We start from the raw sequence: 18395 nt of genomic DNA on the forward strand, positions 1-18395 counted from the left end.
TATCTTCCCCCTTATAAGTTTAAAGCTTCATTGATGATTTTTGTTTGAACAAGTTTATGAATCTCATTATCACCTTCAGATGGTGCAGCACGTCGAACGCGACCATAGTATTTAACGTCAATTCTTTGTGCCATCTCCAGTAATTCTGGATAAATATATTGCCACGCACCTTGATTTTCAGGTTCCTCCTGAACAAATCCTATTTCAGTTAATCCACGTAAATCGTTAATAATTGCTTGAATTTCTTCCTTTGGTAATGGATACAATTGTTCTAATCGAATTAAGTGAATTGTATCATTTGGATTTTTTTGCAATTCAGTGTATAAGTCAATAGCTACTTTCCCACTTGCAATTAACAACTTCTTAACTTTCGTCTTTTTATAACTTTCAGAAATAATAGGTTTAAAGCTACCCTCAGTAAACTTATCCACCGTATCTGCTACGAAGTTATTTCGTAATAAACTCTTTGGACTCATTAATACTAGTGGTCGCATCTGTAACGTATTTAAATAATGTGCCTGACGACGTAATAAGTGGAAATAGTTTGCTGTCGAAGTTACATTCGCAACCGTCCAGTTATTTTCACCGGCAAGCTGTAAGAAACGCTCTAAACGTGCAGAAGAGTGTTCCGGACCTTGTCCTTCATATGCGTGAGGTAAAAGCAACGTTAACCCACTACGTTCTCCCCATTTAGCATTTGCACTTGATACAAAATTATCAAAAATCATTTGTGCCATATTAGCAAAATCTCCATACTGAGCTTCCCATACAGCTAATGTATCATTATTTTCAAGATTATAGCCATACTCAAAACCTACAACAGCTGCTTCTGATAAAGGAGAATTATGAATATCAAAAGATGCTTTTGCGTCAGAAATGTGTTGTAAAGGTACATATTTATCTCCATTGTTCTCGTCATTTAATACCGCATGACGATGTGCAAATGTTCCACGCTCCGCATCCTGACCTGTATGTCTTACAGGTTTTCCGTCTTGAATGATTGTTCCATATGCTAAAAGTTCAGCATGTCCCCAGTCAATTAATCCATCTTTAGTAAATGGATCATTTCGACGTTCAAGAATTTTTTGAAGTTTATTAAATACTGTAAATGTCTCTGGAGTATTTAACATTTCTTCATTTAGTTTCTTCAATCGATCAAATGAAACGCCAGTTTCCACACTTTCATAACCTTCTGTCACTTCAACAGGTGCTAGCATTTCACTGTCATTATTTTTCGTACTCTTATCAATTTTATCATGTGCAGCACGCATTTCAGCAGTAACACTTTCAAAAATTGCATTCATTTCATCTTCGGTAATAACACCTTCTGCTACAAGTTCTTTACCGTATTTGATTTCAATACTTGGATGACCTTTTACTTCTTTATATAACATTGGGTTCGTAATTGTTGGTTCATCCATTTCATTATGACCGTAACGACGATAACCTACTAAATCAATTACGAAATCCTTGTTGAATTTTTGACGGAATGCCATTGCAAGTTCAATCGCTTCCATACAAGCTTCGACATCATCAGCATTAACGTGAATAATCGGTAAGTCATAACCCTTCGCAACGTCAGTTGCATACGTAGTGGATCTTGAATCATATGGCTCAGTTGTAAACCCTACACGGTTATTTGTAATAATATGCAGCGAACCACCAACAGAGTATCCATCTAAATTGCTTAAATTCATACTCTCAAAGTTAATACCTTGACCAGGAAATGCTGCGTCTCCATGAATTAAAACTGCTAATGCTTTATTGAAATCCTGTTCAGGTTTATTCACATCAGTAGTTATTTCCTGAACTGCACGTGTCTTACCTAAAACGACAGGTGCCACAATTTCTAAGTGAGATGGATTATTTGCGAGTGACACGATTTGTTCGTTACCATATTTTGTCGTTGTCTTTTTACCACCTAAGTGATATTTAACATCACTTGTCCAACCTTTAGTGACAACTAACGAACCATCTTCCGGCAAAAATTTCATAGGGTCGGTATGCATAAACTCAGATAACATCATTTCGTACGGCTTTTCTAAAATGTGTGTTAATACATTTAAACGACCTCGGTGTGCCATACCTATTTCAATATTTTTGATGTTTTCTTTGTTTCCAATACGCAATACTTGCTCTAACATTGGTACTAAAGCATCTACACCTTCAATAGAGAAACGTTTTGCTCCTACAAAATTTTTATGGATATATTTTTCAAAGCCTTCAACGTGTGCAAGACTCTTTAATAGATTAATCTTATCATCTTTACTTAATTGATGATGCTCACGTGATTCGATTTGTTCAATTAACCATTCACGTTCATAAGCATCATTTATATGTGAAATTTCAAAACCAATTGTACTTTGATAAGCCGCTTGTAGATGAATGATTGCTTCTAATGCATTGGCAAATTTTTGAGCATATTGATCAGAAATAAGACCAGCTGGCAAAGATTTCAAATCTTCTTCTGACAGATTAAAATCCTCAAGCGTTAATGCTGGCAAATTTTCTCTCTGTGGACGGTATAATGGATATATATCAGCCGTAAGATGCCCATACAATCTAATATTATCGATTAACTTTAACACACGCTTAACTTTCTCAGTATCGGCATTACCTGCACTAATTGCATTGCCTGATAGTGCTGATTGCCCCTCCTGAATACTTGAAAATAATAATTGTAACTCATCAGATACCGACGATGGATCCACTAGATATTGATCGAACATGTCTAAAAGAATACCTAAGTTCGTTCCAAATCTAGGTGGTGCTTCATCTAGGTTTTTACCTTTTGTCATGGTTCCACCCTCCATTTAATTAAATAAAACGTTTACATAGCTATTTTAACAAAGCAAAGCACGAAATTAAAGGGGAAAAACATATCTTTGTGAATTATATTGTACGTATCGGGAATTGTATAATAACTTTTGTAAATTGATTGACTTCACTTTCTATCTTCACTTGTCCTTTATATGTTTCAATTAACTTTTTAGCGATCGATAAACCCAAACCATTTCCACCTTTACTTCTTGCTCTTGATTTATCAACACGATAAAAACGATCAAATATATTCGGAATATCTTCTTTTGGAATACCTTCTCCATTATCGATAATTTCAATCTGAACTAATTTATTCTTCAAAGAGGTACGAAGTACAATATGTTTATTAATCTGATCATATTTCATCGCATTATCCAGAAAAATCAGTAAAATTTGTTCAAAATGAAAACGATTGATATTCAGCTTAATCTGTTCATGAGTTGAATGATATTCAAACATGTAATCGTCTTTTAACTGTTGTATGGAATGAATTCTACCTTGAATTTCTGCATTGATATCAATATTTTCAATCTGCTTTGTTTCTAATAAATTTGAGTCTTTCGATAATAATAACAATTCTTCTACAAGTTTATTAATACGATTCATCTCCTCCAATGAGATAGAGAGAGATTCTTCTAATATTTCGGGATTATTTTTCCCCCATCTTTGTATGAGATTTAAATGACCATTAACAATCTGTAGTGGTGTACGAAGTTCATGACTTGCATCTTCTACAAATTGTTTCTGCTGTTCAAAGCTTGATTCCAGCTGACTCATCATCTCATTAAATGTGTCAATCATATCATCCGTCTCATAGTAACTCGTAGAGACTTGCAGTTTATTTTGAAAACCATCTCTTTTAATTTGATTCATCTTGCTCGAAAGTCTTCGAATAGGCTTTGTAATCTGATTAGAAAATAAAAAACTGATTAAAGCCGTCATAAATAAAGCTGTAAGCCCAAAAAAACTACACAGCAATATAAGAAATTGCATCACATTAAAGTAATCATCCAGAGAACGTGCAACGGTAATATAGCCGTTATAATGTTCGTTGTGAAATGGCGTTGACATTAATAAGAATTGTCTTTCTCCAATTTTTTTCTGAACAAGACTGCGTTCATTTGTCTTTATAACTGGTAGATTAAAGTCGTAACTAGAATTCGTACTGACATCATAAATACTATTTCCATCAAGATTATACAAAAATACTTTTTCATTTTTATTGATTGCACGGTAAATATCTGACTTTGTCACTTCGCCAGTCGTTTTTTCTTCAAATAGATTAGAAATATCCGTGACACTTTTCCTTAGATCTTCTACTTCCTGCTCTTTTTGGTATGTACTGATTAAAAATATTATGAATAGGCTAAAAATCATAAAAATGATAAATGTCAGTGTCGTTGTTAAGACAGTCCATTTAGAGCGTAATGATTGTGATTTCGTTTTCATCGTATGACATAACCTACGCCGCGGACGGTTTCTATCAGCTTATGATATTGAAATGGTTTAAGTTTATTTCTTAAATATCTTATGTACACATCAACTACATTTGTCTCAACTTCACTTTCATAACCCCAGACACTTGTCAGAATCTGTTCTCTAGTCAATACATGTTTTTTATTCTCTACAAGTAGCTTAAGCAGTTCAAATTCAGTCTTTGTTAATTCAAGTACTTTTTCGTCAATCGAAACTGAGAATGCATCAAGATTAATCTTCATTTGATCAATTTGTAAGATATTTTCTTCAACAATATCATTCTTCGGTTGCTGTTGACGACGTAAAATCACCCTTATTCTAGCAAGTAACTCTTCTATATCAAAAGGTTTTACGATATAATCATCTGCACCATAATCCAAACCAATGACTTTATCGTAAGTATCACCTTTCGCTGTAATTATAATTACTGGAGTATCTTTCACTTTTCTAAGTTTCCTACATACTTCTAAGCCATTAATTTTAGGTAACATTAAATCCAAAAGTATACAGTCATAGTCATTTTTTATTGCTTCTTCAAGTCCAGCTTCACCATCATAAACGACACCGACATCATAACTTTCATGCATCAATTCTAACTGAATAAAACGGGCTAAATTTTCTTCATCTTCTATAATTAAAATACTATGCAAATCACCAACTCCTAAAAAGCTATTTCTTGTTGTATTTCTCCTGAATTTGTTTAATATTTTCTTTCACATCTGGCCATTCATCATCAATGATTGAATAAATAATTAAATTTCTTCTCACACCATCTAGATTACGTTCTTTACGAATAACACCTTCTTTTTGAAAACCTAATCGTTCTATCGCTCTATTAGAACGTTCATTGCGCTCATCTGCTCTAATTTGAACACGTACCATATTTAATGTTTCAAAACAGAACTCCAATAGTAAAAACTTACTATCTGTATTAACATAAGTTTTTTGTGCTTTCACACCAAACCAGGTCGTTCCAATTTCACAACTATCATTATCATAATCTATCTCTTTTATTCGCGTAGAACCAACTACTTCATTTGTTTCTTTCATTACGACGATAAAAGGAATAGATTTCATCTTTTCTCTTAAATGCACCGCGTCAATGACCCATTGTTCCATTAAATCCATATCTGTCGCTTTAAATAACATATAACTCCAAATTGATTCATGGTTGATTTCATGAAGATCTTTCGCATGTTCAATTTGCATCGGTATTAATTTAATTCTTTCATTCTCTAACACGACAGATTCAAATACGTTAATTGTCACTGTGGCACCTTCTTTTTCTGTGATATAGCAAAATCATATCAAGAAATTAAGAAAATTCATATGTTTATGATTAAAATTTACAAAGAAATAAAAATCAACACAAAAAACTCCTGACTGGGCAAAGTCAGGAGTGTATGGGCAAAATATTGGGGGGTTAATTGAAAATGTTCTACTAGAGGGGGAACTCTTCAATTGAGAACCATTTTCAATAACTATTATACCTTATTGAGAACGATTGTCAATTACTTTATGCAAAATTGTTTGAGATAAAAGAATACAAACAATACCACCTACAATTCCGGCAATGATATCTGTCGGATAATGAACACCTAGATAAACTCTACTTGAAGAAATCATGATAATTGTAAACACACATAATCCAATCAAATATGGTTTTATCTTACGATCACTTCTACTAAAAAGGTATGCAAGGCTTCCAAAAAATGCGGTTGACCCCATTGCATGACCACTCGGGAAGCTAAATCCAGTAATATCGATTAGACGAAGTAAAGTTGGACGTTCTCTATCGAAAATATTCTTTAATAAAGGATTTAATGTACCTGATAGAATCATAGATAGTGCAAAAAATAACGCTTCTATCTTTAATTTTTTCAGCATAAGATATGCAACTACTAGTAAACTTAATGCTATCATTGCCCAGACTTCACCCACTTTAGTAAATCCGAGCATGATAGACGTTGTTATAAAACTTTCAGAAGAATATATAAATTCATATACTTCATTATCAATCCATTTACCTAGTCTTGATTCATGGAAAAAAGCTATTACGCCAAAAATAAAACTAAATATTAAAATTAAGGTAATTCTTCTCGCTCTCGACATGTTATCTCTCCTACTTGGCATCGAATATAATTTTTTCTAAAAGGGTTTCTGCTGTATATGTAACCTGTTCAGCATGCATTTTATTTTTTATTTCAGAATAATTTTCTTCTACTTTTTCAATCGTATTGATTATATTCTGACTATTTAATTCAGATTCATGTAAAACTTCTGCAAAACCTTTAGATTTAAAAATCTTGGCATTTTCAATTTGATCGCCTCGGCTTTGATCTAAACCGAGTGGAATTAATATCATCGGTATCTTTAATGCTAAAAATTCATAAAGTGCGTTTGAACCAGCACGTGAAATCATAATATCTGTAATTTTGTAAAGATGCATTAACTCTTCAGAGACAAATTCTCTCTGATAATAACCATTTTTTTGAATTGAAATATCTAGATTACCACGACCCACAAGATGTATAATTTGATATTTTTTTAATAAAATATCTAAATTATCTCGTACAACTTGATTAATAATCTTAGAACCAAGTGAACCACCCATAATCATAAGTACTTTCTTATCACGATTAAATTGTGTGATTTGATAAGCTTTTAAAACGTCTCCAGAAAATAAATCATCGCGAATAATACCGCCAACATAATCAGATTTTTCTCTAGGAACATATTTTAAAGTTTCTTCAAATGTCGTATAGAATCTATTCGCGAACTTTAATGCTAATTTATTAGCGAGTCCTGGTGTAACATCAGATTCATGGATGATGGTTTTAATATTAAGCATTTTTGCAGCAATTGTAACAGGAACAGCAACAAATCCACCTTTTGAAAATACTATATCCGGTTTTTCTCTTTTTAAAACACGCAATGCATCTAATACGCCTTTTTGTACTTTAAAGATATCCTTAAGATTTTCAGCAGAGATATATCTGCGTAATTTACCACTCGAGATGCCATAATATTTAACGTTTGGAAATCGTTTTGTAATTTCATCTTTTTCTATCCCATTTTTAGAACCGATATATATACATTCAATCCTCTGTGCTTCTGCTTTAGGAATTAAAGCCATATTAACAGCGACATGACCAATCGTTCCCCCACCCGTAAATGCAATTTTCATTCGTTTCACTCCATTACTTTGATTTTGCTTCTTTTATTGCTGTTTTTAATTGTGTATCATCAGTCTGAACTTTTTTCATTAATAATTCAGTAAACTTTTCAGTTGTTTTGCCACTGAATTGACCATTGATCGTTAAGTCTTTGTCTGTCTGGAAATCAATAATTGCTTGTTCTGTCTTGCTATCAAATACAGTGTCTATTTTACCAGGATTATACCCTAGAGCTTTTAGTCCTAACTCTAAAGATTTAATATTATTTCCTTTTTCACCAAGACTCAGCACTGTATCTGGATCTAATATTTGCGCATTCGTATATGCAGGTAATTTTGCTTCAACATCTGGTACAATTCCTTTTTTATGAATCCAGTTCTCTTTAGGCGTTAACCATTTCATTTGTGTATATTTCAACATCGATTTATCTTTATAAGGCGTTGCAGTCTGAACGATACCTTTACCAAATGATTTCGTTCCAACAATTTCTGATTTATCATTTTCACGCATCGCTTCAGCAAATACTTCTGAAGCACTCGCCGAACCTTCATTAAGCAGGATCACTGTTTTCAAATCCTTTGTGATTGGATTGGCAGGATTTTTCGCTGTCAGATTCTTTTTATCACCTTGTTTATTTTCTGTATATAAAATGGTATCACCTTTATCAAGAAACTCATTCGCCATCTTAGTAGCTTCATCCAGATAACCACCAGGATTATTGCGTAAATCAATGACTAAACGTTTCATACCTTTTTCATGCATGTTTTTCAGCGCATCATGAAATTCTGTTGAAGTTTTTTCCTGGAATTTTGTCACTGTAATAATAGCAGTTTTATCTTTTGTAATTTTTGAAGTAACACTGTTCATATGGATTTTATCACGTGTTATCGTTACTTTAAATGGATCCTGTGACCCACGTTTAATAGTTAAAACGACATCCGTTCCCTTTTTACCACGTATTTTATTGACAACTTGCTGTGTATTCCATCCTTCAATGGTCTTACCATTAATTGCTAAGATGATATCATTTGGTTTAATACCTGCCTTATATGCTGGTGCACCCTTAATCGGACTTGAGATTAAAATTTTTCCATCCTTTTGTTCAACTTCTGCTCCAATACCTTGAAAATCACCTTGCATCGATTCAGAAAATTCACTTTGTTCTTTTTCTGTCATATATTCACTATAAGGATCTTTTAATCCACTAACCATCCCTTTAATAGCTGCATCGACGAGGTCTTCTTTTTTTACATCTTTATAGTAATCCTGGTTTAAAGTATCATAAACATGATAAAGTTTTACAAATTCACTACGTTTCGGAGAATCATCTGTAATAATTTTTTCATTGCCACTTAAGATTGAGAATGCAGTGATAGCAGCAGTAATGATGATTGTCGACACAATCATCATTATAAATTTAAAAGGGGAAATCACGTAATTTCTTTTTATCTTTTTGTCATTTTCTTCATTTGATTGATCAAAATCATTTTTGTCATGGTTCAACATATTTCACATCCAATTAATTTAAGTTTATTTCAATAGTATATAAAAAAACAAAAAATAAAGCACGTATCAAATGATACATGCTAAAAATTTAACCATTCCTGATATGCTTCGTACATTTTATCAAATGTAGAAAGTGACATATCAGAAGAACCATATTCTTCTATATATGTTGACAATTTTTCAAAATCAAGATTTTCTTTAGGAAACATTAAATCATTGAATACAGCTTCAGCAAAAATACCAAATTCATTTTTTGCACCGCGTTCAGTTAATGCGTAATGATAAAAAGAACTTTGCTTCATTATTTTACTTCAACTGATAAAACAGTTGTTTCACCACGAGCTAATAAATCACTATTTAATGTATCCAATTGATTAATCACATCAGAATTTGTAATGATAACTGGTGAAATAATAGATGAAGCTTTTTCTTCAATTAAATTAATATCAAAATCTAATAACGCATCACCAACTTTTACTTTATCGCCAGCACTTACTAAAGCGTCAAATCCTTCTCCGTTCATTGCAACAGTTTCTAAACCAACATGAATAAGTACTTCCAGACCATTATTTGCTTTAATACCAATAGCATGTTTTGTCGGGAATACATTGACGATTTCACCATCAATCGGTGATACAACTTTTCCTTCTGATGGTTCAATACCAAATCCTTCACCCATCATCTTTTGAGCAAACACTGGATCTGGAATATTTTCAATTGCTACATATTTCCCTGTAATCGGAGCCTTAATTTCAATTTGCTTAGAAACTTCTTCACCTTTACCAAACATTTTTTTGAACATAATAATTCCTCCATTAATACATATTTATTTTGTTAATTAAGTTTATCATACCCATTTATTTCTCATCTAATACCTTTAAGTAATCAGAATAACCTAATTCTGCTAACTTTTCGTATGGGATAAATTGAATACTTGCTGAATTAATGCAGTATCTTAATCCACCCTTGTCTTTTGGACCATCGTTAAATACATGACCAAGATGAATATCACTAAGTTCAGTTCTGACCTCTGTTCGTGTCATTCCGAAAGACTTATCTACTAATTCAATAATCTCTTCATCACTTATTGCTTTTGAAAAAGATGGCCATCCACAAGAAGAATCAAATTTATCATTTGAAGTAAATAGCGGTTTTCCGCTCACTTTATCCACATAGATTCCTTTTTCAAAATGATTCCAATATTCATTTTCAAATGGTGGCTCAGTACCATTTTGCTTCGTAACGTAATATTCCATTTCATTTAACTCATTTATATCTTTTTTAAGCATCCTGTTCACCCCAGTGTGATTTAATAAATCCTTTTCGTCCAGAACCCTCACTGTACGCAGCATAATGTGAAGGTGCTTTTTTATAATAATCCTGATGATATGCTTCTGCAGGATAAAAATTTTTATACGGTATTATTGGTGTAGATATCGGTTTTTTAAATATTTTAGCGTCATTTAACTTTTGAATCACTGTTTCTGCGATTTGTTTTTGTTCATCGTTATGCGTGAATATTGCAGGTGTGTAACTTTCTCCTCTATCAAAGAATTGACCTTCATTATCAGTCGGATCAAAAGTTTTAAAGTATATATCCAGAATTTCCTGATAACTTATAATATTTTCATCATAAGAGATTTGAACTGCTTCACGGTGCCCAGTAGTATTCGTACATACAGCTTCGTAAGTAGGATTTTCTACGTGTCCACCACTATACCCACTCACTACAGACATGATACCATCAAACTGATGAAATGGTTTAACCATACACCAAAAGCACCCACCTGCTAAAGTTGCTAGTGCCATCTAATCACTCCTTTAATTTTAAATCGAAGTGCCACGCTTTCTCATCATCAATTTTCTTTAATAATATTTTTGTATCGCCAATTTCTTGTATACCTAAAGTATAGATGAAACGATTGTTTTCTTCATCCAATGTGACTTCATCTGGCAAGTCACCGTATTTATCGACGATGCGAAGTGCTTTTTGTTTGGATAAAGGAAGTTGTCCGATATCGATACGCTCTATGTTTAAAGCAAGCATACCGGGCGCAATGACTTCTGGAGTCGTTTTTATTTTTGTATGCACGTCAAATGTCATAAATTCCGATTTCGCATCTATCCAAATAAAGTGATCTTTAAATTTAATCTTAGTATTTTTATCATCAAGCGTTATGAAATGCTTTATCGTATCTTCAGACAAAATCATCTTATCCTTAGAATCCATCTCAATTGAAGGTAAAGATTTAAGTTGTATCGGTTCAGAAAATATTTGTCTCGCCCAGAAAAAAGAATACAAATTTATGAATAATAATAAAATAAATAAAATAAACCAAATTGGATGTTTTATAAGTTTAATCATTATAGCCAAATACCGACAATCCTATTGCACCTGGCCCAGTATGCGTAGAAACAATTGGTGTAGTCGTATTAATAGAAATTTTCTCGTCGGTATATTGTTCAATTGATGCCTTTATTTTCTCTAATAGATCCATTGCATCCGCTTGAGAAATACCGATGCGAAGATATTTATATTCTTCAGCCATTTTTGCAACTTCTTTGGTCAATAATTTTACGACAGCATTTTGCGTGCGCGCATTTTGTAACACTTGTATTTCCCCATCTACAACTTCAGCTACTGGCTTTAAATTCATCAATCCTCCGATAAATCCTTTACCACGAGAAATACGTCCACCTTTTCTTAAATAGTCAAGTTGACTAATAACAAGATATAAACGTGATTGTTTTTTCATATTTTCAATTGCTGTCACTATTTCATCCATAGATTTATGTTTAATGATAAGTTCTGCAACATTTTGAATGATAAATCCATAAGATTGTGCTATAAAACCACTATCAATAACAGTTACTTTGCCATCAACCATCCCTGCAGCAGTTTGCGCACTACCTACAGTACCACTTAAACGATGCGTCATATGAAGACTTAATATTTCATAACCTTCGTCTAAATATTTTTCATAAATTTCTGCAAACTTACCAGTAGGCGGCTGACTCGTTTTAGGAATATCTTTTAATGTAACAAGTTGTCTTAAATATTCTTCAGAAGTAATTTCTTCCTGATCTAAATATGTTTTACCATCCATCACAATATTTAAAGGCACCTGTACAATGCCATGGTCATCTAAATATTGTTGTGGCAAATCATGTGTTGAATCTACAATCAATTTTATTTTACTCATTTTATCCCTCGATATCTGTTGTTATTTTATTACTGATTCTATACGCTCATGTACAAGATTAGCAACTTCCTGTAAAGTATAACGATCGAATATTTCCGGATCAATTGCATCTAATATCGTGACATCAACTTGGCCGGGTACAATTTTTTTACTATTGTATTTTTCCATAAGTTCAGATGTACCTTTAATAGCAATAGGGACAATCGGTACACCTGCACTTTTAGCGAGTTTAAAAGAACCTGCTTTAAACTCTGCCATACCGTTCCCCTTACTACGCGTACCTTCAGGGAAAATCATAATACTATGTCCCGCTTTTAATGATGTGACCCCATCTCGAATCATTTGAATTGATGAACGACGATCCGTCCTATCGAGATAAATACAATTTAATAAATCCATCCACTTATGTAAAAATGGAATTTTTTTCACTTCCACTTTTGAGACGAACCCAAACGGTTTATTGATGGCATAAATTAGCACAGGAATATCAAAATTACCTTCATGGTTTGAAATAAATAATACACCATTTTCTGGATAATTTTGATTGCCGTGAATATTTACTTTTACGCCGGCTGTTCTTAATATTTTACTGGCCCATCTCTTCGGATATTGATGCGTTACGATATCTTTTTCAGTAACAGTATCATAGTGTGTTAAAGAACGTTTCACACCATTTAATTTTGGCGTTACGAAAGCTGCATACCCAATGATAGTCCCTACAGTTCTTATTAATCTAATCATTTTTCTTTCCTCACTAAATGCATAAAATGATGCGGTACAAGATTCTTTTCATCTAATGCGCCTTCTTCAATGGATTCCACAATGAAATCCTCAAAAGTATATTCAGGAAAGAAAGCATCCCCAGGATATTTATTCTCGATCACAGTAACGTACATATCTTCAACCATATCGATTGTTTGTTCGTAAAGGTTTTGTCCGCCAAATATAAACACATGTCCTTCTAAATCTTTGATTGCATCAAGTGAATGAATAACATCTGCATCATTTGGATTAAATGACTCATCACGTGTAATCACTACATTACGTCGATTTGGTAAAGCCTTTCCTAATGATTCGTATGTCTTTCTCCCCATAACGATTGTATTACCCGTCGTTAATGCTTTTACGCGTTTTAAATCATTTGGTAAATGCCATGGCATTTTATTTTCGTATCCTATTACTCTATTTTGATCATGACAAACAATAATTGATAACATAACGATTCTCCTTATACTGCAATAGGTGCTTTTATAGCTGGATGTGCTTGATAATTGATTATTTCTAAATCTTCATATTCAATATCGAATATTGATTTATCTGTGTTTATCTTTAATGTAGGTGGTTCAAATGAATCTCTAGAAAGTTGTTCATTTACAGCCTCAATATGATTTGAATAAATATGTGCATCGCCAAAAGTATGAACAAACTCACCAACTTCAAGATTACATTCTTTCGCGATTAGATGTGTTAATAAACTATAACTAGCGATATTAAATGGCACACCTAAGAAGATATCCGCACTTCTCTGATACAATTGACATGACAATTTATTATCCTGTACATAGAATTGAAACATTGTGTGACATGGTGGTAACGCCATCGTTTCAATTTCACCTGGATTCCAAGCAGAGATAATATGTCGTCTACTCGTTGGATTATTTTTGATTCCTTCGATTACTTCCATAAGCTGGTCAGTCGAACCATTTTTTGTTTCGAAATTACGCCACTGTTTACCGTAGACATTGCCTAAATCTCCAAATTTCCTGCTAAATTCAGCATCCGTTAAAATATTTTCTTTGAAAATTTTAAGCTGATTTTTATATTCTTCATTAAATGCTTCATCTACTAGTGCGCGATGACCGAAGTTCGTCATATCTGGCCCCTGATACTCGTCACTTTCTATCCATTTTAAAAAAGCCCACTCATTCCAAATATTATTGTTATATTCAAGAAGATATTTAATATTTGTATCGCCTCTCATAAACCAAATGAGCTCTGTTGCAATAAGTTTAAAAGAAACTTTTTTTGTTGTTAATAATGGAAAGCCCTTTGATAAATCAAAGCGCATTTGATGGCCGAATACAGATAACGTCCCTGTGTTTGTACGATCATCTTTATTTTTACCGGTTTCTAAAACTCTTCTACACAAATCGTGATAAGCTTGATCGAATGAATTCATCAAGTCACCTCTTTCTATTTTTACTTATATACTTTATAATACATTTATATAACAATTAATTAAAGAATTAGATATTAGAGATTTACATTCTAGGGGTGAAATATATGGGCGCAGATATGATGGTCGTTTCAGGTTTATTCTTATTATTATGCTATATGATCAGCATGTGTATCACTGAATAATTTCTACACAATAAAAAGGCTTCGAATTTCCGAGGCCTTTTTATTGTGCAAAGATTTATATATACCGATAACCATAATGCGTCTTCGTTTGTTTTCTAACATTCATAATAAACTGATAATCACGAATTAAACTGGATTTATAATGCGCACGCAGTATGACTTTTCCTGTGAAATACTCAAATATCGTATTTAATAGCTTCCGATCATTTTCAATATCATGGGTCACTACATTAACCAAAGAAGCAATGTTTGATGTCACAACAGTTTCTTCATACATTGGATCTAAGTAAATGATGTTTGCCTGACTCAGTATATCAATATGACTTACCACACTACCAAAAATAAAATGGATTCGGGTTATATCCAGTTTGTTATGTGCAATTTCATTGTAATAGAAATGTATACCCCATTTTATTGCAAAATGAATATAAAAATTGTCTTCAAATGCATAAAATATACTATCTTTATTCGTTAGAGCCATTAATATTAAGTCGTTAGCCATACCAGTTGTAGCATCGATGATTACAGAAGCATTCATTGACTCATCCTGAACAAGTTCGACAAGAGGAGGTACATGATTGCCGGCAATATATGCTTTGTACTTTACCCGAGTCGTATTTTCATGATAAAAAATCTTATTTTCAATAGAAGTATATAATATAACGCCTGAATGTTGAACTACCAACACAGGCGTTGTATCTCCTTCAAATAAATTCTTGATCGTTAATTTTCTTCTATCGATTACTTCATATGCTACTTCTGAATATGAATTTATATCAGAAATAATATCTTCTAAATAATTCAAAATTAAACTGTCCGGTTTTGCGCATGTCGTAATGCGTAATTTAATTTTAGCAGTGGTCATCAAAATATTCTTTAATATCCATACAAATTTCTTCTACAGCTTGTCCTTCAATATGTTCTCTTGGAATAAAACCAACGAGTGATTGGCCTTTAAATAATGCCATTGATGGACTTGACGGTGCCTGTGCTACATATTCACGCATTTTTTCTGTCGCTTCTCGGTCCTGACCTGCAAAAACTGTTACTAAGTGATCCGGCTTCTTGTCATTTTGTGTAGCTACTGTAACAGCTGCTGGGCGTGCTAACCCTGCTGCACACCCACATACTGAATTAATCACAACAAAAGTTGTTTCATCTTCTTTCACTTGATTAAAATAATCTTCGACCGATTCACTTGTTTCTAACGATTCAAAACCATGATTGGTTAGTTCACTTCTCATTCCATTGGCAAGTGATTTCATATATTCTTCATAAGCATTCATTTCATTATTCTCCTTTATTTCGGTTAGCAATTTGCTTCCAAACGGAACCAACAGCTGCTTCACCGTTCTTAATTCGTTCATAAGCCATTTGTACTTGAAGTTTGACATCAAATGCCGGATCTTCTAAATGTTGCTCTAAATAAGTTAAACTACTTTCATCACCTTCGTCAAAGATAAACATTGCTGCACGCCATCTGACAATCGGATGTTTATCATTTAATGCTGCATGCATTATTGGTAAACTTTCTTTATAACCAAGGTCACTTATAGTATCACCTGCAGTTCGACGCACTGTTAAATTATTATCATTCATCGCTTTATGCAAGGCCGGTAATACTTTTCTATCTTCTATCATACCTAAAAATACGACAGCAAGACGCCTAATCTGAGGCTTGTCATCTAGTAGCACAGCTTCAAAAAATGGCAGATCAGATAAGTCTGGATTCGGATAATGATCTATCTTTCGATAACGCTCCTGCCAATCTTCAATCGTATTATATTCATCCAAAGTAATTTTTTCTAATTTCTTGGATGTATCTATATACTGATTTACTTTACCTTTTGCAATATATTCTGTCAGAACATCATCAGGAAATTTAGCATCAATTTCTTCTTTAATAGATTGGATGATTTCATCTGTCTCACCATATCTTACACCGTAATCAATCCATTTACGGAGTAAAATAACATTATCATCATCATTTTGTGCAGCTAGCATCGCATCGATAAATCTTACATCCAGTTGTTTACGTGATTCTCCATCTTTATCTGTAACTTTTATTTGATAAGGAATACTTTTAAATTCTAGTACTTCAACTTTCTTTTCACCATTATCCACAGTTATTTCTTGCTGAACATCAATCTCTTTTTCAAAAACAGATTTAATTTGTGGTAGCACTATTTCCCAATCGGACTTCGGCGATTTATCAACAGAAATAAAATCCATAACATGAAAAACTGATTTTACATCTTCTATTTGAAGTAATGCATTGATAAATGCGGGATTAGTCTCATGTATTGTTGAATATGTATTGCTTTTCATATCTTCTTTTTTATAATCAAGTGTTATCTTTAATGTGTTAGGACTTGGTGTTGGTTCGATTTTTATGATTCTCATAATAGCTCCTTACTGCAATATATTGCCGAGTTGTTTTATTTCAATACCTACAGAACATTTCTTTATACAATAGTGATGTGCGTATGTTTTGCCATACGCTTTGCGATGGTATGATTTAAGCATACATCCTTCACAATAATGATCCGTTAAAGTATCGATTTGTTTTAAAGTCACTTTTTGTTGCAGGTTCATAATCTCACCTCAAAAAATAGTATATCAAAACTGCAAAAAAATTGATGCTCATTTGTTTCCTAATAGATAACTTGCAAATTCCACAGATACACTCTATAATACATAAGTTGAATTTTTATAGAAAGAGGTTTGCTATGAGTAATGAGTTATGGGCAGCAGCTGCCTTTTTGTTAACGTTTTTATGTATGGTAATAATGTACCGTTTTTTTGGAAAAGAAGGTTTATTTGTATGGGTTGCGATTGGTACAGTAATTGCAAATATACAAGTAACAAAATCTGTTGAATTATTTGGTATTACTGCAACTTTAGGGAATGTACTTTTTGCGTCAATTTACTTAGCAACGGATATATTAAATGATAGATATGGACGTAAAGTAGCGAAAAAAGCGGTATGGTTAGGATTTGCTTCTGCTATTATAATGACAATATTAATGACGGTATCATTACAATTTACACCAACCGAAACAGATATCGCACAAAAAAGCATGCAGACATTATTTGGTGTCGTACCTAGAATTGTATTAGGATCAATCATTGCATATATTATCGGACAATATGTAGATGTATATTTATTTAATTTAATTAAAAAATATTTTTCGTCAGAAAAAACATTTATCGTTCGAGCTTACGGTAGTACGATATTTAGTTCTATCGTTGATACAGCTCTATTTTCATTGATTGCTTTTACCGGATTGATGCCAAATAATATCGTATTTGAAATCTTTATTACTACTTATATCTTTAAATTAGCTTCAACGTTATTAAATATTCCTTTCGGTTACTGGGCAAAAAGTTATCATAAAACAGACAACCTTTAATAACGTTTAAATAATATACACAAAAAAGAACACGAGGTATATATAATGGCTCAAATATTTATTGATGCATCAACAAAGCAGAATCCACTTCATAGTGCATGTGGAATTGTACTCAAACTTGACGATAAAACGATTGAATATGGAGAATATTTAGGTGCAGTTGACAATCATATTGCAGAATGGCAAAGCCTGATTATCGGGATGAAGCTTGCCATAGCTAATGATTGTAAAACATTACTGATAAAAAGTGACGCCAAAATTGTTGTTGATTCTATTGATAAAAATTTTGTGAAACAACCTCTGTTTAAACCTTATTTACAGGAGTATCTTCAGTTGAAACCAAATTTTGATTTAACTATTATCAATTGGATACCTAGACATCAGAATAAACATGCAGATACAATAGCGAGAAGAACTTTGCAGCAATACTTATAATATTG

General features: G+C 32.8%; 22 protein-coding genes. 2 read left to right on the forward strand and 20 right to left on the reverse strand.

The features are described from left to right. Positions 1 to 11: 11 nt before the first annotated feature. The 20 genes from JJJ02_RS05225 to JJJ02_RS05320 form a co-directional block, all read right to left on the reverse strand. Entirely contained in the window at positions 12 to 2798 is a 2787-nt protein-coding gene (locus JJJ02_RS05225; RefSeq protein ID WP_240837820.1) for a 2-oxoglutarate dehydrogenase E1 component, read from the reverse strand. A 94-nt stretch (positions 2799 to 2892) separates the two neighbouring features. Beyond that, a complete protein-coding gene (locus JJJ02_RS05230; protein ID WP_240837822.1) occupies positions 2893 to 4269 on the reverse strand; it encodes a HAMP domain-containing sensor histidine kinase in 1377 nt (458 codons plus the stop codon). Then, complete coding sequence (locus JJJ02_RS05235) at positions 4266 to 4946, reverse strand: response regulator transcription factor (RefSeq protein WP_240837824.1); 681 nt, start codon at positions 4944 to 4946, stop codon at positions 4266 to 4268. Before JJJ02_RS05235 ends, JJJ02_RS05230 begins: the two co-directional genes overlap by 4 nt. Positions 4947 to 4965: 19 nt before the next feature. Next, entirely contained in the window at positions 4966 to 5565 is a 600-nt protein-coding gene (locus JJJ02_RS05240; RefSeq protein ID WP_096076500.1) for a GNAT family N-acetyltransferase, read from the reverse strand. Positions 5566 to 5787: 222 nt separating this feature from the next. Beyond that, positions 5788 to 6408 (reverse strand): phosphatase PAP2 family protein, encoded by a 621-nt coding sequence (locus JJJ02_RS05245; protein WP_240837826.1) that lies wholly within the window; start codon positions 6406 to 6408, stop codon positions 5788 to 5790. 10 nt (positions 6409 to 6418) lie between these two features. After that, entirely contained in the window at positions 6419 to 7483 is a 1065-nt protein-coding gene (locus tag JJJ02_RS05250) for an undecaprenyldiphospho-muramoylpentapeptide beta-N-acetylglucosaminyltransferase (RefSeq protein ID WP_240837828.1), read from the reverse strand. 13 nt (positions 7484 to 7496) lie between these two features. Continuing rightward, positions 7497 to 8978 (reverse strand): S41 family peptidase, encoded by a 1482-nt coding sequence (locus JJJ02_RS05255; protein WP_239242986.1) that lies wholly within the window; start codon positions 8976 to 8978, stop codon positions 7497 to 7499. Positions 8979 to 9058: 80 nt separating this feature from the next. Further along, the gene (locus tag JJJ02_RS05260; protein WP_111714952.1) at positions 9059 to 9280 is read right to left on the reverse strand and encodes a YozE family protein; all 222 of its coding nucleotides are present in this window, start codon (positions 9278 to 9280) and stop codon (positions 9059 to 9061) included. Continuing rightward, positions 9280 to 9780, reverse strand: a complete 501-nt coding sequence (locus tag JJJ02_RS05265; RefSeq protein ID WP_239242988.1) for a PTS sugar transporter subunit IIA — start codon at positions 9778 to 9780, stop codon at positions 9280 to 9282. Before JJJ02_RS05265 ends, JJJ02_RS05260 begins: the two co-directional genes overlap by 1 nt. Before the next feature lie 55 nt (positions 9781 to 9835). Beyond that, the gene (gene msrB / locus JJJ02_RS05270; protein WP_240837830.1) at positions 9836 to 10267 is read right to left on the reverse strand and encodes a peptide-methionine (R)-S-oxide reductase MsrB; all 432 of its coding nucleotides are present in this window, start codon (positions 10265 to 10267) and stop codon (positions 9836 to 9838) included. Beyond that, positions 10260 to 10787, reverse strand: a complete 528-nt coding sequence (msrA, locus tag JJJ02_RS05275; RefSeq protein WP_239242990.1) for a peptide-methionine (S)-S-oxide reductase MsrA — start codon at positions 10785 to 10787, stop codon at positions 10260 to 10262. The genes msrB and msrA overlap by 8 nt, the downstream gene beginning before the upstream one ends. Before the next feature lie 4 nt (positions 10788 to 10791). Further along, positions 10792 to 11343 carry a DUF2140 family protein gene (locus JJJ02_RS05280; RefSeq protein ID WP_240837832.1) on the reverse strand — a complete coding sequence of 184 codons (552 nt, stop codon included), beginning with the start codon at positions 11341 to 11343 and terminating at the stop codon, positions 10792 to 10794. Then, positions 11336 to 12181 (reverse strand): DegV family protein, encoded by an 846-nt coding sequence (locus JJJ02_RS05285; RefSeq protein ID WP_239242991.1) that lies wholly within the window; start codon positions 12179 to 12181, stop codon positions 11336 to 11338. Before JJJ02_RS05285 ends, JJJ02_RS05280 begins: the two co-directional genes overlap by 8 nt. A 21-nt stretch (positions 12182 to 12202) precedes the next feature. After that, on the reverse strand, positions 12203 to 12922 hold the full coding sequence (locus tag JJJ02_RS05290; protein ID WP_240837834.1) for a lysophospholipid acyltransferase family protein: 720 nt from the start codon (positions 12920 to 12922) through the stop codon (positions 12203 to 12205). Further along, positions 12919 to 13398: a dihydrofolate reductase gene (locus JJJ02_RS05295; protein ID WP_239242993.1), complete on the reverse strand. Its 480-nt coding sequence runs from the start codon at positions 13396 to 13398 to the stop codon at positions 12919 to 12921. Before JJJ02_RS05295 ends, JJJ02_RS05290 begins: the two co-directional genes overlap by 4 nt. Positions 13399 to 13409: 11 nt before the next feature. Further along, positions 13410 to 14363, reverse strand: coding sequence for a thymidylate synthase (locus JJJ02_RS05300; protein WP_239242994.1), 954 nt, complete (start codon positions 14361 to 14363; stop codon positions 13410 to 13412). 234 nt (positions 14364 to 14597) lie between these two features. Next, entirely contained in the window at positions 14598 to 15407 is an 810-nt protein-coding gene (locus tag JJJ02_RS05305) for a class I SAM-dependent methyltransferase (protein WP_240837836.1), read from the reverse strand. Continuing rightward, the gene (locus JJJ02_RS05310; RefSeq protein ID WP_240837843.1) at positions 15394 to 15828 is read right to left on the reverse strand and encodes a BrxA/BrxB family bacilliredoxin; all 435 of its coding nucleotides are present in this window, start codon (positions 15826 to 15828) and stop codon (positions 15394 to 15396) included. The genes JJJ02_RS05305 and JJJ02_RS05310 overlap by 14 nt, the downstream gene beginning before the upstream one ends. Before the next feature lie 4 nt (positions 15829 to 15832). Continuing rightward, positions 15833 to 16945 carry a virulence factor gene (locus JJJ02_RS05315; protein ID WP_240837845.1) on the reverse strand — a complete coding sequence of 371 codons (1113 nt, stop codon included), beginning with the start codon at positions 16943 to 16945 and terminating at the stop codon, positions 15833 to 15835. Between the two features lie 9 nt (positions 16946 to 16954). Continuing rightward, positions 16955 to 17137 carry a zinc-finger domain-containing protein gene (locus JJJ02_RS05320; protein ID WP_099578140.1) on the reverse strand — a complete coding sequence of 61 codons (183 nt, stop codon included), beginning with the start codon at positions 17135 to 17137 and terminating at the stop codon, positions 16955 to 16957. A gap of 134 nt (positions 17138 to 17271) precedes the next feature. On the opposite strand from JJJ02_RS05320, the gene JJJ02_RS05325 reads away from it, so the two are divergent. Both JJJ02_RS05325 and JJJ02_RS05330 read left to right on the forward strand, forming a co-directional pair. Then, on the forward strand, positions 17272 to 17955 hold the full coding sequence (locus tag JJJ02_RS05325; protein ID WP_240837847.1) for a queuosine precursor transporter: 684 nt from the start codon (positions 17272 to 17274) through the stop codon (positions 17953 to 17955). A gap of 45 nt (positions 17956 to 18000) precedes the next feature. Then, the gene (locus tag JJJ02_RS05330; protein ID WP_240837849.1) at positions 18001 to 18390 is read left to right on the forward strand and encodes a ribonuclease HI family protein; all 390 of its coding nucleotides are present in this window, start codon (positions 18001 to 18003) and stop codon (positions 18388 to 18390) included. Positions 18391 to 18395: the final 5 nt, after the last annotated feature.

It is taken from the genome of Macrococcus sp. PK, assembly GCF_022501545.1.
GTDB lineage: Bacteria > Bacillota > Bacilli > Staphylococcales > Staphylococcaceae > Macrococcoides > Macrococcoides epidermidis.